At 39.5% G+C, this 20820-nt stretch carries 19 protein-coding genes; 8 read left to right on the forward strand and 11 right to left on the reverse strand.

Annotated features, from left to right (window positions below; translation table 11 throughout):
• Positions 1-130: 130 nt before the first annotated feature.
• Positions 131-2557 carry a dynamin family protein gene (locus ACE3JL_RS04155; protein WP_375328905.1) on the reverse strand — a complete coding sequence of 809 codons (2427 nt, stop codon included), beginning with the start codon at positions 2555-2557 and terminating at the stop codon, positions 131-133.
• Between the two features lie 343 nt (positions 2558-2900).
• Here ACE3JL_RS04155 and ACE3JL_RS04160 point away from each other — a divergent pair, with 343 nt between their 5' ends.
• Both ACE3JL_RS04160 and ACE3JL_RS04165 read left to right on the forward strand, forming a co-directional pair.
• On the forward strand, positions 2901-4541 hold the full coding sequence (locus ACE3JL_RS04160) for a DUF655 domain-containing protein (RefSeq protein ID WP_375328906.1): 1641 nt from the start codon (positions 2901-2903) through the stop codon (positions 4539-4541).
• 59 nt (positions 4542-4600) lie between these two features.
• Entirely contained in the window at positions 4601-4816 is a 216-nt protein-coding gene (locus tag ACE3JL_RS04165; RefSeq protein ID WP_375329581.1) for a hypothetical protein, read from the forward strand.
• A gap of 74 nt (positions 4817-4890) precedes the next feature.
• Here ACE3JL_RS04165 and ACE3JL_RS04170 read toward each other — a convergent pair whose 3' ends face one another.
• The 3 genes from ACE3JL_RS04170 to ACE3JL_RS04180 form a co-directional block, all read right to left on the reverse strand.
• Complete coding sequence (locus tag ACE3JL_RS04170; protein WP_271988651.1) at positions 4891-5202, reverse strand: MgPME-cyclase complex family protein; 312 nt, start codon at positions 5200-5202, stop codon at positions 4891-4893.
• A 67-nt stretch (positions 5203-5269) separates the two neighbouring features.
• Positions 5270-5992, reverse strand: a complete 723-nt coding sequence (locus tag ACE3JL_RS04175; RefSeq protein ID WP_271988649.1) for a pyridoxine 5'-phosphate synthase — start codon at positions 5990-5992, stop codon at positions 5270-5272.
• A 59-nt stretch (positions 5993-6051) separates the two neighbouring features.
• The gene (locus ACE3JL_RS04180) at positions 6052-6396 is read right to left on the reverse strand and encodes a YbaB/EbfC family nucleoid-associated protein (RefSeq protein WP_271988647.1); all 345 of its coding nucleotides are present in this window, start codon (positions 6394-6396) and stop codon (positions 6052-6054) included.
• Between the two features lie 263 nt (positions 6397-6659).
• Here ACE3JL_RS04180 and ACE3JL_RS04185 point away from each other — a divergent pair, with 263 nt between their 5' ends.
• On the forward strand, positions 6660-7856 hold the full coding sequence (locus tag ACE3JL_RS04185) for an META domain-containing protein (RefSeq protein ID WP_375328907.1): 1197 nt from the start codon (positions 6660-6662) through the stop codon (positions 7854-7856).
• 228 nt (positions 7857-8084) lie between these two features.
• Here ACE3JL_RS04185 and ACE3JL_RS04190 read toward each other — a convergent pair whose 3' ends face one another.
• Positions 8085-8906, reverse strand: a complete 822-nt coding sequence (locus ACE3JL_RS04190; RefSeq protein WP_375328908.1) for a hypothetical protein — start codon at positions 8904-8906, stop codon at positions 8085-8087.
• 422 nt (positions 8907-9328) lie between these two features.
• Here ACE3JL_RS04190 and ACE3JL_RS04195 point away from each other — a divergent pair, with 422 nt between their 5' ends.
• The 3 genes from ACE3JL_RS04195 (at position 9329) to fbp (ending at position 13591) form a co-directional block, all read left to right on the forward strand.
• Positions 9329-11581: a ribonuclease R family protein gene (locus tag ACE3JL_RS04195; protein WP_375328909.1), complete on the forward strand. Its 2253-nt coding sequence runs from the start codon at positions 9329-9331 to the stop codon at positions 11579-11581.
• Positions 11582-11583: 2 nt separating this feature from the next.
• Positions 11584-12366: a DUF3153 domain-containing protein gene (locus ACE3JL_RS04200; protein WP_375328910.1), complete on the forward strand. Its 783-nt coding sequence runs from the start codon at positions 11584-11586 to the stop codon at positions 12364-12366.
• Between the two features lie 178 nt (positions 12367-12544).
• Complete coding sequence (gene fbp / locus ACE3JL_RS04205) at positions 12545-13591, forward strand: class 1 fructose-bisphosphatase (protein ID WP_002789086.1); 1047 nt, start codon at positions 12545-12547, stop codon at positions 13589-13591.
• Between the two features lie 308 nt (positions 13592-13899).
• Here the strand turns inward: fbp and ACE3JL_RS04210 are convergent, their stop codons facing one another.
• From ACE3JL_RS04210 to ACE3JL_RS04235, 6 genes are all read right to left on the reverse strand, one after another.
• The gene (locus ACE3JL_RS04210; protein ID WP_159249122.1) at positions 13900-14286 is read right to left on the reverse strand and encodes a type II toxin-antitoxin system VapC family toxin; all 387 of its coding nucleotides are present in this window, start codon (positions 14284-14286) and stop codon (positions 13900-13902) included.
• A 5-nt stretch (positions 14287-14291) separates the two neighbouring features.
• A complete protein-coding gene (locus tag ACE3JL_RS04215) occupies positions 14292-14516 on the reverse strand; it encodes a DUF2281 domain-containing protein (protein ID WP_002796731.1) in 225 nt (74 codons plus the stop codon).
• Between the two features lie 354 nt (positions 14517-14870).
• The gene (locus ACE3JL_RS04220) at positions 14871-15668 is read right to left on the reverse strand and encodes an ABC transporter permease (RefSeq protein ID WP_002793259.1); all 798 of its coding nucleotides are present in this window, start codon (positions 15666-15668) and stop codon (positions 14871-14873) included.
• Positions 15661-16431 (reverse strand): ABC transporter ATP-binding protein, encoded by a 771-nt coding sequence (locus ACE3JL_RS04225; protein ID WP_002756326.1) that lies wholly within the window; start codon positions 16429-16431, stop codon positions 15661-15663. The genes ACE3JL_RS04220 and ACE3JL_RS04225 overlap by 8 nt, the downstream gene beginning before the upstream one ends.
• Positions 16432-17949 carry a hypothetical protein gene (locus tag ACE3JL_RS04230; protein WP_271988640.1) on the reverse strand — a complete coding sequence of 506 codons (1518 nt, stop codon included), beginning with the start codon at positions 17947-17949 and terminating at the stop codon, positions 16432-16434.
• 35 nt (positions 17950-17984) lie between these two features.
• Complete coding sequence (locus tag ACE3JL_RS04235; RefSeq protein WP_375328911.1) at positions 17985-19067, reverse strand: ABC transporter substrate-binding protein; 1083 nt, start codon at positions 19065-19067, stop codon at positions 17985-17987.
• 201 nt (positions 19068-19268) lie between these two features.
• Here ACE3JL_RS04235 and ACE3JL_RS04240 point away from each other — a divergent pair, with 201 nt between their 5' ends.
• Together ACE3JL_RS04240 and ACE3JL_RS04245 are read left to right on the forward strand one after the other, a co-directional pair.
• A complete protein-coding gene (locus ACE3JL_RS04240; RefSeq protein WP_375328912.1) occupies positions 19269-20240 on the forward strand; it encodes an NB-ARC domain-containing protein in 972 nt (323 codons plus the stop codon).
• Positions 20241-20363: 123 nt separating this feature from the next.
• Positions 20364-20639 carry a hypothetical protein gene (locus tag ACE3JL_RS04245; RefSeq protein ID WP_375328913.1) on the forward strand — a complete coding sequence of 92 codons (276 nt, stop codon included), beginning with the start codon at positions 20364-20366 and terminating at the stop codon, positions 20637-20639.
• Positions 20640-20820: the final 181 nt, after the last annotated feature.

Raw genomic sequence — 20820 nt, forward strand, 5'->3', positions numbered from 1 at the left:
AAGAATAACAAGACTTCGATCGCTTATCCCCTGATGAGTTTTTATTTTAATTAATTTTTTGCTTTGAGAGCAAATCGGTTTTTAACAGATGGATTGTTTCCCCTCACTTCTCACCTTCCCACTCGCCATATTAATCACTGGAGTAATTAACAACTTCTGGGACAATCTCTAATTCTTGTTCACCAATTATAGGTAAATGATTTTTCTGTAAACTCATAGCAGTTAAACAAGTATTGAGAGAGTTGATCGCTTGGTTATAATTTTCAATTTTTTGGTTAATTTCTTCCTGTTTGTGGGCATTATTAGCAATTTTTTCCGCCGCTTCCTGTTCTAATGTTTGTTCTAGATAAGAACGAGCTTGATTGAACTGTTGTAGAATAGTATCCGCTTGTTTTTTTGCCATTGGTATCAATTGATTTTTTAGGGTATTATTAATAGTTTGACGGAAGTTTTTCTGAATTGTCGCTGATACTTTTGGCTCAAAATCTAACTTAAGTAATTGACGGATAGCAGGTTCAGCATCAAGAATACTTTCACAGTCATAACCTTGGGCAGTTTGTTGGACAGTTTGCCGAAATTGAAAGATAGAAAAAGTGCCTTCGTTGTAAAAATTATGATTCTCTCTTACATAGCGATCGCACTCTGTTCTCGCTTCGGAAACTAAGGCATGAATTAACTGATCTTCTAGCTGTTTTAGCTGATTTTCTATGCCACTATCGTTACCCAATAAACGATAAATTTGCCGATAATAATCACCTTGCCTTACCGCATCTAAAAGACGCTGACAGAAGCGACTAATTAAACTGATTGACTCCTCAATCAACACATCTTCTAGCTGGTTAGACAGATAATAAAAAGCTTCTACTAATACTGCTAATAAAGGTGCTGTGGCATTGCGGGGATGGTTTAAAGTCGCTTGCGAGTAAGCATTTTTGACAGAAAAAGTATTTAATAACTCATCCAATCTTGATACCATTCTCGCTTTCAGTTTCTTAAAGTCTTCCTCGAAGTTTTCATCGCTATTAACCACCACAGCATTGACATAACCATCGATATGTTTAGTTAATTTCTCTCCCACTTCCTTTAACTCTTGATTGAGGTGATTTAACTCCAGAGCTTTCATCGCCTCAATTTCTCGTGGTTGACTTTCTAAATCACGATAAATCCCTTGATAATGATTTTTGAGAGTAATGCAGAGAGATTGTAAATCATCAGCTAAATTAGCAAACAATTGCGGACGTTTTTCTTCGGTGAGATAACGAGTAATTGCCGTGCGAAATTCTGCGATACCGCTATCAGCAATTAACTGCTCTAGTAAAGGAGTTCCCCACTCACTTAAAACTCGGAAATAATTTTTATTGGGAGTTTCATAACCGTGGATGGAAACTTTAAAGGGAGTTGCCAGTAATTTACCGGAGTTGGCACAATAGTTATTAAACTCGCTGACAAATTGCGGTGTTTCTTCTTGTCCTCCTAAATTTTTAACACTTTCGGCAAAGATAGAATCTAAACCATAACGCTGATTAATATTGGTTTGATTTTTCACCTGATACCCATAAAATCCTAAAAGTCCGCTGGTTTTGTAGAGGCGGGAAGTATCACGAAATTGCGTTTGAATCAGGTTTTCCAAACGTTGTTTTAGTTGGGCTGCGTACCAGGTTTCATCAATGCGGTTAAAAACATAAAAAACTCGATCACGAATACCAGCATTAGAGCGAATTTTTTCGAGTAATTCCGTTTCTTCTGTGGCTAATTCTCCCGCAGAAGCAGCCTTTAAAACACAAACCACTGCCGAAGTATCAGGATGTTCTATTTTACGATAGGCTAAAGCGGCATCTTTTTGGACTGGGGCATCAATACCGGGCAAATCTACCAAAACGTTACCATCTTTAAGGAGAGGATGATGACAGTAATATTCTAGACGTTTTAAGACGGCACTATTGCTACCACGACGGGCAAAACTAGCGGCTTCTGCTAAATTAGAAAAGTGAAATTGTTCCATGGAATAGGTGGCATTATGCAGCGTATGGATCCGCTCACGATTTTGGGTAAATCCTTCAATTAATAATTTTAAACCCTGAGCTTGTTTAGCTCGCTCGGATTTGCCTTCTCCCCCTTCCTGTTCGATAATTTTTTGACAGTATTGGTTTAATTGACTACAGTATTCTGGGGAATTAATGTTACTGGGATTAGTTAATTCCAGATTTTGACAGACGGTATCGACTAAAGTACGAATTTCTGCTTCGCTAAGAAAGGTTAAAACCACTCTTTCCTCATCAGCTTCTGCGTACTCAATATAACATTCTGTACCCGTTGCATGTCCTTCGGCACTATACAGCAATTCTCGCTCTAAAAGTGCATTAATTAACATTGATTTCCCGGCACTAAAAGCACCGGCGAAAACGATTTCAAATTTGGGAGAAATGGCTTTTTGTAGGGCAATTTCTATCTTGCTGGTATCCTGTTGATTGCGGAGAGAGGATTCGCCTTTTAGTAGTTCAATTATACTGTTAACATTACCAGCCAGATTACTGCATTGGGGTAAAAGTTCAGTCATGGTAAAACCCAGATCTAGAAGAACAGTGCTATTATTCCCTAGATTATAACAAAATTCACTGACTATATGTCAGAGCTTTGGTCAACGATTTAAGCAATCAAGGACAAAGTCATCATCTTCAATCTAAAATCAGGATTGATTGAGTAGTTGGACAAAAGTAAAGTTAACTGTGGGGTAAGGAGTCAGTAGTCAGTAAGAATTGCGGCAATTTACATTTCTTAAGATAGACAACAGAATTTATGTCCGACTACTTATAATCAATTTAGTACATACCGATTTCCGAGAACCTCCTTAGGTAAAAATTCTCTCCTGACTCCTCCTGAATTCTAGGATAATGATAATTATGTGGACAAACATGGCAATAGATAAATTGAGATTAGAAAAAATTCAGCCCATGAAACAGTTAGGATTTTTGTTAGGGACAGTTTTTCTTTTGGGGGGTTGTCATTCTCTGAATGCTATCCAAAATCGTCCCCAACCCTTGCCCGAAGATCAATATATGCAAGTCTATTTTAATTATAATCAGGCCCAGGGTTCAAATTATACCGATCCCTATCGTCGAATTAATCGTCCAGGGGATAATTTAGAACAGGTTATTATTGATAATATCAACTCGGCCAAAAGTTCGATCGATCTAGCAGTGCAAGAGTTACGTTTACCCGCTATTGCTCAAGCTTTAGTTTCTCGTCAGCAGCAGGGAATTAAAGTTAGGGTTATCCTCGAAAATATTTACAATAAACCTATTCATACTTTAGCAAAAAACCAAGAACAATTAAGCGATCGAGAACAGGAACGTTATCAAAACCTTTTTGATTTAGTTGATCTAAATCGAGATGGTAAATTAAGTGCAGAAGAAATCGCCCAAAGAGATGCGATTACTATCCTCAAAAAAGCTGGTATTCCCCTAATTGATGATAGTACAGATCGCTCAAAAGGTAGCGGTTTAATGCACCATAAATTCATGGTTATTGATAATCACACTACTTTAATCAGTTCAGCTAACTATACCTTAAGTGATATTCATGGAGACTTTTCTAATCCCAAAACTGTCGGGAATGCCAATCACTTATTAGTAATTACTAATCCCCCACTAGCTAGAGTTTTTCAAAAAGAGTTTAATCTGATGTGGGGAAGGGAAGATCGTCCTAGATTTGGCTTAGATAAACCCCACAGAAAACCGCAAACAATTACTATCGGTAATAGTAGTCTAACGATCAAATTTTCCCCCGATTCTACCGCTTATCCCTGGGCAGTTACTAGCAATGGTCTGATTGGTGAAACTTTAAATAAAGCTAAAAAATCCGTGGATTTAGCCCTGTTTGTCTTTACGGAACAGCCTTTAGCTAATATTCTCGCCCAACGACATCAAAAAGGGATACAAATTAAAGCTTTAATTGATCCTAGTTTTGCCTTCCGATACTATAGCGAAGGATTAGATTTATTAGGAGTTGCTCTCAGTAATAAATGTCGTTATGAACCAGATAATCAACCTTGGAAAAACCCAATTAATACCCTAGGAGTTCCCGCTCTAGCAGCGGGAGATAAATTACACCATAAATTCGGTTTAATCGATGATAAAATTGTGATCACTGGTTCTCATAATTGGTCAAAAGCTGCTAACCACCAAAACGATGAAGCTTTAGTCATTATCAATAATCCCACCGTTGCCGCTCATTTTGATCGAGAATTTCAATATCTTTACCGTACCGCTAAATTAGGACTGCCGGAAACTATTAAAAATCGGATCGAACAGGATAGAAAAAACTGTCCCCAATATGTAAAAATTAAAAGCGATCGCTTAATTAATTTAAACACTGCCACAAAAGAGGAACTAGATACTTTACCCGGTATCAGTGGCAAATTAGCCGAAAAAATTATCGCAGCCCGGCAAGAAAAACCCTTTACTTCCCTAGAAGATTTGGATCGAGTATCGGGAATCGGTAAGGGAAAAATTAACAAGCTCAAAGGCAAAGTTAGCTGGTGATGATTGCCTCGTCTGTATTTTTTGCCCCGGGTGCATCTCATTTTTGTAAATCTACTCAGTTGAGATTTTTAAAGGGAAAATCTCCTCTAAAGTTGGGGGTTATTTGCGATTTTTTCTCTCAATCCAAGCTTTTGGGGGGTTCTACCCCCCAAACCCCCCGTTGGGTGCGTGGCGCGGTCACTGAGCGTGTCGAAGTGCCGCCCCCAAACCCCCCGCGCATTAGCTTTTCGGTGGGATGCTTACACGCAGCTGCTGACATATCTGTAATAATTTAAGGGTCACTGATAATTGCTGATTGTCGGTATTTCTGCATAAGTGAGATGCACCCGCTACCACAGAGAAAAAAGGGTTATTTTAACGGATCTGGAATACTATCGGAAGGAGCTTCAAACTGTCCAGTAATAACGTATTCTAGACGCAATTTCAGCCAAGTAATAAACTGTTGGTTGAGAGAAACAATTGCCGCTGCTGGTTGGGGAGTTTTCTTTTTGATATCGGCAAAAGCGGGGGTATCTAAAAAAGCTGGATTGGCAATTAACCAAAAATCAATTTCTTGACCTTTTTCTTGATAATTCCTGATTCTTTCCTTCAAAACTTCCTTTTCGATCGCTTCTTGTTCTAAAAATTTTTGACTGGCGACCAAATAATAATAAGTTGTCATCATCTTTCCTTTAATTTTTCACTGTAATTATTCCCTAGTCGGGAGATTAGCTGATAGCTGATAGCCTTTACAATTGCCCACGCATAGCCAATTTCATGTCCCTAACAGCCCTTTCTAACCCAACTAAAACCGCACGACTGATAATTGTGTGACCAATGTTCAATTCTTCCATATTGGGCAAACAGGCGACTGCATAAACATTCCAATAGGTCAAACCGTGACCAGCATTCACCCGCAAACCGAGAGAGGAAGCGTATTCACAACCTTCTTTAAGAATTGTTAACAATGCTTGATGATCGCTCTCCTGTTGTGCTTCGGCGTATTGACCGGTATGGAGTTCGATAAATTTCGCCCCCGTATTAGCGGCCGCTTGAATTTGGGCAAAATCGGCATCAATAAACCAACTAACGGGAATATTAGCCGATTGCAGGCGCTCGACAACCCGACAAAAACGGTCAAAATTGCCCAGCATATCGATCCCCCCTTCCGTGGTCACTTCCTCGCGCTTTTCGGGGACAAGGGTGACATAATCGGGTTTAATATCGAGAGCAATGGCGATCATTTCCTCCGTCGGGGCCATTTCCAGATTTAGATGAGTCCGCACCGTTTGCCGGAGAATCCGCACATCGCGATCCTGGATATGACGACGATCCTCGCGCAAGTGAACGGTAATACCATCAGCACCGCCGATTTCAGCCAAAACCGCCGCCGCCACGGGATCTGGTTCCACGGTACGGCGAGCTTGGCGAATTGTGGCCACATGGTCGATATTGACACCCAAAGTCAGCAAAGTTGAACCTCCTTGTTTGTTAGTCCAACTTTCCATCTTACCATTGCGGTCAAAAGCGGTTACATACTGGAGATATTTAAACCCATGGTCAGTTCTTCCATTTTGGCGCGCATGGTTTCCGTGGAGGCACTATAGGCGACTTTCATGGCTTCTAGAATAGACTCAGCCACAATCTCCAGATCTTGGGAGAGGAGAGCAGGGTCGATTTCAATACCCCGGGGTTCTTGGTTGCCACTGAGATAGACTGTCACGAAGCCATTTTCACTCTGGCCGGAAATTTCCATATTTTCCAGTTCTTCTTGCAGAACTTTCGCCCCTTGTTGCACCTGTTGCGCTTTTTGGAAAGCGTCTTGTAATTCTTTAATCTTACCGAGACCGAATCCGAATCCTTGTCCTTGTGCCATGGTGTTTTTTTTTGTTTAAGGGGTCATTCAAGGTTTTTATTGTACTGCTTAAGGTGAACCGGGTCAACTTTTGGTCCTGTGAGGGCAAAAAATAATTAATGACAACGTTGACTTTATGACTGGGTTAAGGTTTGCGGGAACTTGTTCTCTCTTAATCCGTCACGGGATGGTCAGAAAGAGAACTCTGAAAAATTATCCTAACCACTGAGTCGATTACCCCACGCCATAATAGAATTGTTGCTTTGACGAGGAGAATAGCAATTTTGAACGCCAAAAAAACGGTAATTTTCTTGACAATTGCCCTAAGTTGTGCTTTAGCAGGGAAAGTGGCGATCGCTAATACTTCCCCTTTGGACGGGACTCGATGGAAACTAAGGGGGTGGACAGCCGGAAGTTTGGTGAAAGAAACGGAAATTACTGCCGCTTTCCAGAAAAATATCCTCAGTGGTTCGGCCGGATGCAACCAGTATAATACTGGCTATCAAGTCAATGATGACACGCTTGAGATCAACCAAGCGATCGCTACTACTAAAAAAGCTTGTCCGGAACCGCAGATGAAACAGGAAAATCAATATCTTGCTGCCTTGCAAGGAGTGGAACAATTCCAAGTGACAGCTAAAGGCGATTTACAATTATTTTATCGTACTCCCGAAGGTTTAGGAATACTCACTTTTACCCCCGCACCAACCATCACGCGCACGGAAAGGACAATCTATATCCATTCTCGGAAACAACCCTGTGGCCAAGGACCCACCAAAGACTGTTTACAGATGCGAGAGAAACCAGAGGAAAACTGGAAATTGTTACCTAATACTATCGAGGGATTTGATTATAAACCGGGATTTTTCTATCAAATTAAAGTTAGCGTTGAAACCGTCTCCAATCCAGCTACTAATCAAAATTCGGAGACATGGAAGCTATTAGAAGTTATTAGCCAAACCCCAGAAAAAGAGACTCCGCGAGCTTGGTTTGATCGACCGTTAACTAATTGGAATAAAGCAAAGGCATCTATCCCAAAATCTCCCGTTAAAACCGTGATCGATAACCAGTGTCGTGAACAGGTTCGTCCGGCAATTACTGCCAATGATCAAGCGCTTAATAAAGCAGGATGGTTACTGTACGGGGCCGTGCAAACCTATGGTAAAACTAGCGTTATTTCGGCCATGAGTGGAGTGGATGGAATGTGCCGACCAATGGGTTATCAAGACTTTGTTTTTGTCGATGGTAAATTCGCTGGCACTCTTTCCCCGCGACCGATGGATTCCCGCACTGATGGTGCATCTCAGAGAATTGTTTTACAAAATAGCGATCGAATTATTGTGGTTTTTAATCGCTATAAAGATACGGATCCTCTCTGTTGTCCTTCCCAATTAAGTCGCGTTATTTATCAAATCGAAACAGTCAGCGGAGTGCCAGTGGTTGTTCCCAAAGAAGCGGAAACAGAAGCAGTAAGAAACTAATTCAGTTATCAGTTATCAGTGAGATAGGGAGAAAAAGACTGGCAGCTAATAGCTTCTTTATTATATCTCCCGCAAAAGTGAGTTTTTAATCGCATTTTCCAGAAAAAGATCGCTTTTCTACTGCTAGAAAATAATCTATTTCTTTCTGCTTCTCCTGACTCGGAGAATACTGACTTGGAGACTCCTCACTTAACGGAAGATTTTTGATTTTTGCAGCAGGTTTAGTGATTAGGCACTGATACTAGATAAGTAGTTATAGAATTCTAATAACTCCTCATTAGTTAGTAGTAAACGGGACTTTTTGCCATAGGTAGAAATCAGGTATTCCCGACCTTTTTCTGTAGTCCAAGCTAATCGTTTCATCTCCACATCAATTTTAGTTTTAAGCACTGAATAATCGATTTCTTCGGGAATAATAACAACTGGTTCCAGTGCCGGGGGTTCTTCTTCAGTTAAACTCGCTTCTTCTGGCAATTCTGATAATAAGGAGTAATTATCGGTTTCCATTTCTAATAATAAAGGTTCTGGTTCCGGTAAAGGAATATCCTTAACTTGAGGTAATTCTGGTTCAATTTTAGCCGGGGGAATATCCTGAACTTGGGGTAATTCCGGTTCAATTTTAGCCGGGGGAATATCCTGAACTTGGGGTAATTCCGGTTCAATTTTAGCCGGGGGAATATCCTGAACTTGGGGTAATTCCGGTTCAATTTTAGCTTCAGGACGAGGTATTTCAGTGACTTTAGCCGTTTTAGTCGATTTTTTGGTACTGGGGACGGTTTTAGGTAAATCGGACGGTAGAGAAATATTATTGGGGCTGATTTTTTCCACAAGCTGGAGATCGGGGGTGTTTTCAGCTTCTAAAAGCAGTAAAGCTCGTTCTCTGGCTCTATCTTCGGCGATTTCCACCGTATCTGCCGCTGCTAAACCTGTAACGACCGTTTTTCCCTCAATTTCGATGATCGCTCTCACAATATACTTGCCGTGATCGATTTGAACTAACTCGCTAATCAGGGCAACTTGGGGGTAACGTTGGCGTAACTTTTGCAACATGGTGACTTTTTCGAGTTCCTTTGTACTTATATTAGAACACTCTATCGTAATTATGGAAAAATGTAGCAAGTTCTTGCTAAGATTGAAGGTTAGATAAAATTTTTAGTCCTAGGATTAGTCTTGCCCATAGTAACAAGATTCTACTAGGCTGAAGCTTCTGCCAGAAAGACTAGCGATCGCCAGAAAGTTTGCCAGTGTTCGCTATTGGCTTATCCTAAGGAAGGATTCGATAATTCTCAAGGTAGGTTCGGGTGTTCGATGCTTGCTTAGTTTACCTTCACTGTCACCTAGAGCGATCGCAATTAGCCCGATAGAGATAATCTCTCGAGTCAATGGTTTAAATCAATCTTTTTATTATATAAGTATTTAAACTTAATTGTCCACCATTCCGTCAGTGTCTTGTAAGTAAGGATTATTGTTAGATGGACTTCTCGATCGCCACACTCCTCTCTCATCTTAGTGATGATAAATTAGCTACGGGTAAACTTCTCGAAAAAAAATTAGGATGCGAAGACGATCCCGAAAGCTGCGAAAAATTGCAAGTGATTCTCGATGCTTTGGAACGTCTGGGAATGGTTGTCAAAGAACGGGGGCGTTATCGTCGTGTGATCGAGGAAAATATCGTAGAAGCAAAGCTGCGCTGTTCCAGTAAAGAATTTTGCTTTGCTATCCAAGATATCGAAGATGCTGATGACATCTACGTCTCGAAAAATCATCTCAGTAACGCTTGGAATGGCGATCGAGTTTTAGTCAAAATCATCCGTGAGGGAACCCGTCGTCGTTCCCCAGAAGGAGAGGTGAGATTAATTCTCGAACGAGCTAATCCTTCGCTTCTAGCGCAAGTAAAACAGGAAAATGAGCAGTTTGTGGCGGTTCCCCTCGATGATCGCCTGAAATTTACGCTTAATCTCCTCGAAAATGGTCAAAATCTCCAAGAAAATATCGATCACCTCGTTCATGTTTCCGTCCTCCGTTATCCCCTAGGGGAAATGCCTCCCATCGGTAAAGTTACTCGCATTCTCGGTTCCACGGCCGAGGCCGCTGCCGACACAGATATCGTCTCCTGTAAACACGATCTACCCCATAATTTTCCGCCAGAAGCCCTTGAAATTGCCGATAATTTAGCAGATTTCTTCGATAGTGGCGAAAAAGAACAACTGCGAGATTTAACTCCACTCTTCACCTTTACCATCGAAGATGACACCCCCCTGGATTATCCCCCAATCATTGAAAATGCCTTTTCTTTAGAGAAAATCAACCAAAATCGCTGGCAAGTCGCCATTCATATTAGCGATGTCACCCGTTACATCGAACGGGGCGGATTATTGGATAAAGTTGCCAAAAAACGGGGAACTGCTGTCTATTTAGGCGAAAAAGTGCTGCCATTAGTCCCGGCTGCCGTTACCAGTCGTTGTTCCCTGTCACCCCAAGAACAGCGCCCCGCTATTTCTATCCTCGTCACCCTCGATGATAAGGGGGAGCTAGTGGAGTACGAAATCACCCGCAGCCTCATCCAAGTGGATCAACATTTTACCTATCAACAGGTGCGCGATCTGCTCAGTGAAGAAGATAGCGCAGCTGCCCCCACCGATACCGTTGAAACCCTGAAAGATTTATTTTTCAGCGTTTGCCCCACCCTAAAATCCCAACGTCTGCAGCGGGGTAGTTTTGATATTCAATTAGACAAAATCTCTCCCTACAAAGACGAAGGACGGGGGGGGACTGTTCTCGCTTCTAATAATTTACCGGCCCGTTCTTTACTGACAGAAGTGGCAATTTTAGCCGGCAAAGTTGTCGCTGAACATTTACAGGCCTTAAAATTGCCCTGTATCTACTGTGGACAATCGGAACCGGATTGGGATGAATTGGAGGATTTACTCAAATTAGCCAATAATTTAGGGGCAGAATTAAATTTAACTGCCGAGGAGGAGATTAAACCCAATGACTATCAAAATCTCACCCGCACTTTTTCCGCTTCTTCATCGGTGAAAGTCCTCAATTATCTCCTGCAAGAAACTCTCAAATTAGTTAGATATAGCAGCCATCCTCTACCCCATTTTGGTTTGGCCTATCCTAGCAATTATACCCACTGTCTCTCCCCCCTACAAAGATATGCCGATCTTTGGGTACAACGGGTGTTAAAACTCCTACTAACCGAGGGGAAAGATCGCCGCAGCAAAATCGTCAAAGTTGGGGTTAATTTGGGCAGTAATAGCTGTCATGGACAGATTAATTGGAATATTCTCCCAAGTCAAATTCAGGAGGAGTTAGAAGAGGAAAGCCATCTAATTGTTTCCCATCTCAATGATCGCTCAAAAATTGCTGAAGATGCGGAAAAAGACCTAGAAGGATTGAAAAAAGCCGAGAAAATGAAAGAAAGAATGGGTCAAGTTTTTCGCGGCTTAATTACCGGTGTACAATCCTATGGTTTCTTCGTGGAAATTTCCGATTTATTAGTGGAAGGGTTGGTCCATGTTTCTTCTCTCAAGGATGATTGGTACGAATATCGCGCCCGTCATAGCTGTTTGGTAGGACGGAAAAATCGCGTTGCCTATCGTCTCGGTGATGAGGTAGAAGTGGAGGTAAAAGATGTAGACTATTATCGTCAGCAAATCGATCTAGTTACGGTTAGCGGTGGCAGTTCAGCAAGTTATGACGACTTAGAAGAAGATTAATTATGAATCAATCAACCACCGAAAAAAGCGGAAAAAACCGCTTTATTCTGCCCTTTTTATGCGGTATTTTTCTCTTTTTAACTGGCTGTGTCCGTTACGATGTGGGCATTAATTTTCCCCACCAACACCACGGGGAAATTATTCAACATATCACCCTCGGACAACGTTTAACTAGTCTCAGTCAAACCGAAGCCACTAAATGGTTAAATAGTATCGAACAGAGGGCAAAATTACTTAAGGGGAAAACCGATCATATTTCCGAACGAGAAATAATTGTCACTATTCCCTTTAGTAATAGTCAGGAATTAGAGGAAAAATTCAATCAATTTTTTGATCCTAGTTCTTCCTTTAAAATCAAAAACTCTGCTAATACTGATGATATAAAGTTACTGCAACTAGATTCAAAACTGGCAGTGACAGAACAAGATTGGTTCTTTTTGAGCCAGAAAAACTTAAAATTAACCGTTGATTTGCGGGCTTTAGGTGTACTTTCCGAACAGGGAAATATTATCATTAGCCCCGGTTCCTTAGTCGATATCGACTTCGCTTTAAAGACTCCCTTAGCTGGTCAAAATATTGAAGATGACTCAGGATTAAATCCCCCGGTAGAACAAGTTGATAATCAGTTAATTTGGCATTTAAAACCGGGAGAAATTAACACCATTGCGGCGGCTTTTTGGGTTCCTAACTATTTAGGTATCGGCACAATAATTATTGTTTTAATAACAGTTTTTGCCTATTACTTGAAATATAAACGGTTGCCCGGTGTATCCCCATCGACTTAAATTAAGAGGGCAACTATTGACCGAGATTTAATTATCAATGAGAGAAAAATTAGCCAACTCTAAAACTGATCTAAAAATTAGCCCGCAATAGGGAAAATTTTGGCTAGGATCAAATCATAGTCATAATTGAGACTAGACGAGTTTCCCTTTTTTTACTTTATTACTGGCAATTACAGTTATGGTTAGCAATATTCCCTTTTCTATCCCCGAATATAGCCTCGATCGAGATTGTACCACCCTCTCCCGTCACGTCCTGCAACAACTACAAAGCTTTTCCCCAGACGCACAGGATTTAAGCGCAATTATGAGTCGGATTGCCCTAGCGGGGAAATTAATTGCCCGTCGTCTCAGTAAAGCGGGATTAATGGCGGATGTGCTAGGTTTTACTGGAGAAACCAACGTCCAAGGGGAATCAGTCAAGAAAATGGACGTTTTTGCCAATGAAGTCTTTATCTCGGTTTTTAAGCAAAGTGGTTTAGTTTGCCGTCTTGCTTCCGAGGAAATGGATAAACCCTATTATATCCCAGAAAACTGTCCCATCGGTCGCTATACCCTACTCTACGACCCGATCGATGGTTCTTCCAATGTGGATATTAACCTAAATGTGGGTTCGATTTTTGCCATCCGTCAACAGGAAGACAATGATTTAGACGGAGAAGCGCGGGATTTACTGCAAAATGGTCGTAAACAAATAGCCGCCGGTTATATTCTCTACGGACCCTCGACTATTTTAGTTTACTCGATCGGTCGCGGTGTTCATGCCTTTGTCCTTGACCCCAGTTTAGGGGAATTTATCCTTGCCCAAGAGAATATTATTATCCCCGACCATGGCCCGATTTATAGTACCAATGAGGGCAATTTTTGGCAGTGGGATGAGGCAATTCGCGACTATACTCGTTATGTTCACCGTCATGATGGTTACACAGCCCGTTACAGTGGGGCATTAGTGGGAGATATCCATCGAATTTTAATGCAGGGTGGAGTTTTTCTCTATCCAGGTACTGTTAAAAATCCCCAGGGAAAATTGCGCTTAATTTATGAAACTGCCCCCCTTGCTTTTTTAATTGAACAGGCAGGAGGTAAAGCTAGTGATGGGGTGACAAATCTTTTAGATATCGTTCCCGATAAATTACACACCCGCACACCTTTAGTGATCGGTAGTATCGAAGATGTTAAATTAGTAGAGTCTTTTATCGCTGATCGCCGTCATCGCGATCGAGTTTAACTTATAGTTTTATTGGTTCTTCGTTACTTGTTATGGTTCGATAGGGTGGCATAAATCGACCAAATCCTTATCTGACAAGAGACTTAATTGATTAGCTAGTTCTAGATCGAAAACAATTGGCAAAAACCACAGCAAGGTATGTCTCTATAAGGGTTTCATTCCTTATAGAGACATACCTTGCATAAGACAACCCGAAAATCTTACACCATGAATACTCTAATGATCGTGCGGTGCGCCAAACCCAACGGTTAAGGTGTTACCCATTGGATCATAATAAACGTTTACTTCTGCCATTTTTGTCTGATTAATTATAAGGTTGTAATGATTGGGTAGGAGCGAATTTTTTGGTCAACTGTAATAATGATTAAATCATTTTGCATTGCTTGACAAATTAGCAGTCTATCAAAGGGATCACGATGCAAGGGAGGTAATTTCATTAAATAGGCGATGCTTTCTTCATCAATCGTTAAACTCGTTATTTGATGGCGATCGCGTTGTTTGGGCAGATAAACTTCTGGTGATTCTGGCAAGGGAAGTTTACCTAATTGATATTTAATAATGGCTTCCCAGATGGAGGCTACACTCAAATATACGCTATTTTTAGCGTCTTTAATGGCATCACAAAAATCTTGTGAAAGTTGAGTATCTCCATTAAGAAACCAGAGAAAGATATGAGTATCGAGTAAAAGTCGCATGATTTTTATAAAGGGTTTTCAAAGTCCTGTAGGATTTCATCGGGTAAGGGATCGTCAAAGTCAGCAGGAACGGTAAATTCTCCTTGACAGAGGGCGTAGGGTCTAGGGGTTTTTGGCTCTTTTTGTTGATTCCTTCTGGCTTGGGTAAATAATAAAAAGTCAAGCAGTTCTTCAACAATTTCTTCGGAGATTTGAGATATTTCTTGGATCAGTCTTTCTCTAGTTGTCATTAGTTTTGCTCCTTTTAAGGTTGAATATTTAAGATTTGACGTTGTTGATTATTAAGGCGATCGAGTTCTTGCTTAAGGGTTTCTTTTGTTATCGTTGGCATTCAATTTTTCTTGGCGGTCTAATTGCGGGAAATAGCTCTTGTAACAGTATAGCGATTGGTTTGGCGGTTTTGGTCGTTTACATAGGGGGATTGCGCTAATCCTCTAGTTTACGGCGATCGCCTTCCACCAGCAAGGAATGCGTTTGGAAGGGTTAGCCATATCAGAACCGACAGCTTTTTCTGTTTATATGGTGATCGCAACTTAATTTTCTGTAATGATAATTGAGGGTATCTTTACAGACTGTTGTTCACCTCAACGATGCCAAAGTTGCGGGGGAACACTGATCCATTGGACAATCGTATAACGTCGTCGTTCAATAAACTGGGCAATATTATCCAAAATCAAGGCAAGGGCGATAATCCCGATCGCTGCGGCAAAAGCTCTTGGAATATTGTACAGATTACTGGCACGAAGAATCAGATAACCTAAACCTTCATTTGATGAAATATATTCTCCAATAAATGCCCCCAATAATCCAAATCCAACATTTAACCGAATAGAGCTTAATACCCAATCTAAGGAACCAGGAATGATTACTTTTTGAAAAATCTGGGAACGAGACGCATTCATTCCTTTAAGTGTGTCAACATATTCTAGGGCTACAGAATTGGCTCCTTTATAAGCTTGGTTAAAGGCTACAAACACAGTTGAAAAAACTGCGATGGCCACCTTCATACCAAAACCAACACCAAACCAAACAATCATCAATGGAGCTAGAGCAAAGACAGGCAATGCACCAAGTGCGGTCACAAAAGGTTTAGCGATAAAAGCAGCCGATTCAGAAAACCATAAAGAAAGTCCAAGAACTGTCCCAATTAAAGTACCAATTAATAAGCCCACAACTGCTTCTGCACCTGTGATGAAAAAATTGCCGATGAAATTACCTGCAATGAGAAGTTGCCAAAACTCACCTGCGACAGCTAGAGGAGTACCAATCAGAAAGAAGATATTTTTAGAACTTCTGCCTAATCCTTCCCAGATCAGGGCAAAAAGTAGGATAATTAAAGTTTGAATAAATAGAATTTTCCATTTTTGATGTTTGTTATTCATAATTTCCTTTAAGATTTTCCCAGATTTTTTGAAACAAATCTTCAAACTCAGGGGATTCCCTACATTTGATAGCATCGTGAGCATTTTTTGATAATTTCGGTTCATAAATTTTCATAATTTGTCCAGGGCGTTGACTCATGACAGCAATTTTGTTACCAAGGAAAATCGCTTCTTCTATGTTGTGAGTTACAAAAACCGTAGTTGTTCTTGCTATTGTACAACGATGTTTAAATTCAGTATTTAATTCAAAACGATTAACAAAATCAATAGAGGCAAAGGGTTCATCGCAAAAAAGAAGTTGAGGCCCACTCGCTAAGGCACGAATTAACTCGACTTTTTGCTTCATTCCACCAGAAATTTCTGTAGATAAATGTTTTTCAAAATCACCCAATCCAAATTTACTAATGTCAAATTTAAGAGTATCTTGTCTATCTTTATTTAGTTTTCCTTTAATTTCTAAACCTAATGCGGCGTTTTGTAGCAAAGTTCTCCAGGGTAATAGAGAGGGAGACTGGGGTAAATAAACCATACCAGCTTTTTTCCGTTCTTCTGAAATATGGACTTCTCCAGTGGTTGGCTGTAAAAATCCTAACAGAGTTTTAAGTAAGGTAGATTTTCCGCAACCGCTAGGGCCAACAATGCAGAAAAATTCACCACGCTTAACTTCAAAATCAACTCCATCTAGCGCAAAAAAAGACTTAGAGTTTTTTTGAAATTTGACACTCAAATTTTTAACTTTAATATCAATTGTAGAATTACTCATTTAATTTTTCCTTTTTTGAAATTGTTTTTCAGGAATATTAATTTCATTCCCAAGATGAGATATTAAAAGTAAATCAAAAGATTCTATTTTGTTGAATAAATCTTGATGCTTTACTTCACATTTAATTGTCTTCTTAGGAAGAAATACTGTAAAATTCCCTTCAGAGTTAGTCCTTGTTGCCGCTTCTTCAATTGGTTTTGCACCATCAAAAAAAGTAATGTAAGCATTTTGAATTGGCTCGTTAGTACCTCTCCATTTTAGTCTCATAGAGACAGAAACCATCTCTTGTATTGGACGAGAAGGGTCAGGATTTATCGGTGAAGGATTCAAGGTAAGAACCCAATTCTTAAAATCAATTATTATTGAATGAGAACCTCGAATAAGTAGTATTGCTAGAATCAACAATACCGGAATTAAAAGATATTTTAGATGATTTGGTAAGTTTGACATTATGGATAAAATTTGTTTCGGTGTAAAAGGATCATTCTGGATGGGGACTTTAGACATAGTTCTTAAAACAGTCTTGGTCGCGTTTCGTGAATAATCACAATAAGGTTTTATATTGTTTTCATAAATTCTATTGGCTGTATTTTCTACTTCTTGTGTAAACTCCTCTCCTTTTGATCGCCAAAATGCCTGTGCAGCCCTTTTCCATTGAGCTTCTGTAATTGTAATTGCCGCGGGAAAAACACGACAACAGTTTGCACGGTTTAGCGCACTTCTAAGTATTTCTTCTGTTTCTGGAGTTTTTTGCTGCAAAGGATGAAGAGCCGCAAAATGATCAGCAAATTCTACTGAACCCTCATCATCAATTTGGACAAGATAGCAAGCCCTCTGAATACCCTTGAGAACTTCCTTAACAAGTTCTGGATGATGATTAATAACATCACGGCGGGTGATAAGAGCAGTAATTAAAACCTCATCAAATTCGGTCGTACTTCCAACATTCAACTTAACTTGGTATTCATTATTATTAAACAAAGTCTTTTCTAATCCTACAAGATCAGGAGTAAGAACTATAACACTTTCCTGTCTGTTACCTTGAGTTAAAACCTCTATTTCTGTTTTTGGAGGAACCGATTGTGTTTTTTGTGGATTAATAGTTCTAGCTATTCGATGACTTGTTGTTCCTTCTCCATAAGCAACAATTTTGTCAAATTGATCTAAGTGCTGTAAGTTTTCTACTGTATGATTATCATGATCGACTGCCCAGAATGCGGCATTGGTCAATAATGCGGCTAAAATAACAATATCTTTAGCGTCATGTTGAGCTTGATATTCAAAAATTGAAGCGGGATCAGCAATGGCAAAGACAATATCTGAGCCATTGCTATTCATAAGACGCTCAATTACCTGTTTATCTGTTTTAGCTAAATCATTAGTATAACTAAATCTATAGTTATCTAGCTTACTAGACCAGAACTTATTACTCGTGGCGTAATAAAAGGGTAAATAAACAAAGTAAAAATCAATTTGTATAATTTTAACTTCTCGATTAACTTCTTGAAGTTTTGCCATAGGTATCTCAAAAGGTAATGATTACAAATACAAAATTAAGGACTTGAAGGGGTAGAATAGCGACAATCTTTTTCCGCTTTTTCCGCAAATGTATTATCAACATATTCTCCAAAAGGTTTAGGATTTTTAATATCTCCGGCTTGAAACCTTAACTTAATTGCCTTATCCCAAGCAGTTTGCTGAGTAATAGCATTTGCGGGAATAATTTTTTCATTGACTAGCCTTTTTAATGCTTCTTCTGCCACTTTAGGATCGACTTCTGGAAAGCGTTTTTGAAGGATTGCCAAAGCAGATTTAGGCTCTTTTCTTGCTAAATCTAAACTCATTTGAATACCACAAACTACCTTCTGAGCTAATTCGGGTTTTTCCTTTAGTGATTCAGGTGTTGCCGTTAAGCCTGTAAGAGCAAAATCTCCGTATAAACTAGCTAAAGAGTAGGCGATTTTAGCACCTCCAAGAACAGATTGAGAAACATTTGGTTCTAATTCTAATGCAATATCTACTTGTTTTGCTTTTAATGCTGTCAAAAGCGTTCCGAAGGCTGTTTCACGAATGTTTGGCTTAAGCCCACCATCTATAAACATCTGTCTTTGTAGAGTATAAGCTGTTGATGGTGCGGGAAAAGTTGCAACGGAATAACCGTTTAAATCCTGCGGTTTGCTAACCTTAATTTTAGGGTTGAGTGTCACACCCCAAAATGGTACACCGTTTACAATATTACCAATCACCCTACCTGGCTGTCCCCTAGATTCTGATACCGCTACAAACGTAGGATCGGCAACACCAAAACTTGCATTACCGCTAATAACAGCCGCCCAGGTTTTTTCATCACCGCCAGTACTGATCAGAGACACATCTAAGCCTTGCTTTTGGAAGAACCCTGCATCAATGGCAATGTAAAGAGGAGCATAAATAAAAACATCACCAAATTGAGCAATTGTGATTTTTTGAATTCCGCCCGTGTTTTGGTCTTGCCAAATACCCGCGTTTTGGTTTCGCCAGAGAAGAAACGATGACACTGGAATTGCAATTAGCGCAAGAACACCAACCACCTTAACCCAAGTCTTATTGATTAACTTTGTTTCTTTTGCCTTTGTTTCGTCGCCGTTGTGAGCCATGACTAGATATGAAAAAATTCTTAGTTGATCATACCGCCGCAGAAAATATTAAATTTTGTAACATAAAAAACTAAAATATCGATAAATTTGGGATTATCTAGGATAATTTTTGCTTAATCTCTCATGAGAATATTGTCAAAAATAGGAAAATATGAGATAATGTGCCGTTAAGATATGTAAACTCACTCAATTAACACTGTTATGGAACTTAAGAAAATCTTAAGATTTGCCGATGATGTGGTTTTGGCCAAGACAAATAAGCATTTAAATGATCTGCAACGTGATATTTTAGAAGAGACTTTACAGGGTAGTAAGTACAATAAAATTGCAGAAAGACATGATTGCACCGTTAATTACGTTAGAGAAGTTGCTGCTAGTCTTTGGAAAATCCTATCTGAGGAAGTCGGAGAAAAAATAACCCAGTCCAACATTCGTACTACTTTAGAAAGAGCCAGTTATTCAATCATTTCCTCAAACTTTTCTCCTAATTCCCAAACCCATATTAATATTTGTGGCAGTGACTTAAAATCTCTCAAAAATCCCCAAGCAAAGTTAACACAAAGACCCTACCTTGACTTAGATGATGCCCCCCACCGTAGCCTTTTTTATGGTCGTACTCAAGAATTAGATACTCTACAAAATTGGATATTACAACAACATTCTCATTTTATTATAATTGCGGGTATGACAGGGATTGGTAAAACCGTCTTAGCCCTTGAACTAATTGAACAAATTAAAAATCATTTTGATATTATTATCTGGCGTGATTTACAGGACTTTCCTGAACTCAAAAATTTAGAACAGGAATTAATTGAAATTCTTGCTGATGGACTACTAGCCTCGACAACTCCAAACGAAAAAAATACCAATAATCCGCTGCGTCACCTAGCTAAACTACTTCGACAACATCGCTGTTTAATCATCTTAGATAATCTGCAATCGCTTTTACAAGATGGACAACTCGCTGGTCATTATCAAAACTCTGACTATCAAGACTTTTTCAAATTTTTCAGCAAAATTAAACAAAGTAGTTGCTTTATTGTGAATAGTTGGGAAGTTCCTCAAGATATTGTTTATCTAGCCGAGAAGTACCCTGGCGTTTCTGTTTTTCCTCTTAAAGGCTTAGGTCAAGATGCAAAAAGTATTCTCAAGGAAAAAGATTTAAATAATTAAGAAAACTGGGATGAATTTATCACCCTTTATCAAGGTAATCCTCTTTATCTCAAATTAGTTGCCACGTTACTCAATCAATTATTTAATGGTCGGGTTACAATACCTCAAACTACAACTTGTCTATTGCCAGAAGAACTACAACTGATTCTCCGAAGCCAAATTGATAGATTATCTCCCCTAGAAAAAGAAATTTTAACCCATCTGGCTGTTAACGATACTCCAAACTCTTTGATCCAATTATTCGAGATATTTCCCCAACCTAAAAACCAGATTATTAATACCGTTCAATCCTTGATTAGACGCTCATTAATTGAGAACCATTCCACCACATCAAAAAATGAAAATAATTACACTATTGCTCCAGTTTTTAAAGAATACTTTAAAACGATAAATTATTAATTTTATTTTCTTGATATCGGCGATTTATCAATCATAAAAAATTATTTCGTTAACCTACCAAAAGCCTCTCCTAAGCTTCAGTTGAATCGCCTAGACAAACTCCAGGACAACTAAATGCGATCACTCTTCATCAATTAGAATTACAAAATAATTGGCAACTCGCCAGACAACAACCCTTACA

Source organism: Microcystis sp. BLCC-F210 (assembly GCF_042134685.1).
In the GTDB taxonomy this organism is placed as follows: domain Bacteria; phylum Cyanobacteriota; class Cyanobacteriia; order Cyanobacteriales; family Microcystaceae; genus Microcystis; species Microcystis aeruginosa_D.

Coding starts and splice junctions, on each gene's coding strand:
- ACE3JL_RS04155 (WP_375328905.1), bottom strand. CDS start 2,557: ATGACTGAACTTTTACCCCAATGCAGTAATCTGGCTGGTAATGTTAAC.
- ACE3JL_RS04160 (WP_375328906.1), top strand. CDS start 2,901: ATGTGGACAAACATGGCAATAGATAAATTGAGATTAGAAAAAATTCAG.
- ACE3JL_RS04170 (WP_271988651.1), bottom strand. CDS start 5,202: ATGACAACTTATTATTATTTGGTCGCCAGTCAAAAATTTTTAGAACAA.
- ACE3JL_RS04180 (WP_271988647.1), bottom strand. CDS start 6,396: ATGGCACAAGGACAAGGATTCGGATTCGGTCTCGGTAAGATTAAAGAA.
- ACE3JL_RS04190 (WP_375328908.1), bottom strand. CDS start 8,906: ATGTTGCAAAAGTTACGCCAACGTTACCCCCAAGTTGCCCTGATTAGC.
- ACE3JL_RS04195 (WP_375328909.1), top strand. CDS start 9,329: ATGGACTTCTCGATCGCCACACTCCTCTCTCATCTTAGTGATGATAAA.
- ACE3JL_RS04200 (WP_375328910.1), top strand. CDS start 11,584: ATGAATCAATCAACCACCGAAAAAAGCGGAAAAAACCGCTTTATTCTG.
- fbp (WP_002789086.1), top strand. CDS start 12,545: ATGGTTAGCAATATTCCCTTTTCTATCCCCGAATATAGCCTCGATCGA.
- ACE3JL_RS04210 (WP_159249122.1), bottom strand. CDS start 14,286: ATGCGACTTTTACTCGATACTCATATCTTTCTCTGGTTTCTTAATGGA.
- ACE3JL_RS04215 (WP_002796731.1), bottom strand. CDS start 14,516: ATGACAACTAGAGAAAGACTGATCCAAGAAATATCTCAAATCTCCGAA.
- ACE3JL_RS04220 (WP_002793259.1), bottom strand. CDS start 15,668: ATGAATAACAAACATCAAAAATGGAAAATTCTATTTATTCAAACTTTA.
- ACE3JL_RS04225 (WP_002756326.1), bottom strand. CDS start 16,431: ATGAGTAATTCTACAATTGATATTAAAGTTAAAAATTTGAGTGTCAAA.
- ACE3JL_RS04230 (WP_271988640.1), bottom strand. CDS start 17,949: ATGGCAAAACTTCAAGAAGTTAATCGAGAAGTTAAAATTATACAAATT.
- ACE3JL_RS04235 (WP_375328911.1), bottom strand. CDS start 19,067: ATGGCTCACAACGGCGACGAAACAAAGGCAAAAGAAACAAAGTTAATC.
- ACE3JL_RS04240 (WP_375328912.1), top strand. CDS start 19,269: ATGGAACTTAAGAAAATCTTAAGATTTGCCGATGATGTGGTTTTGGCC.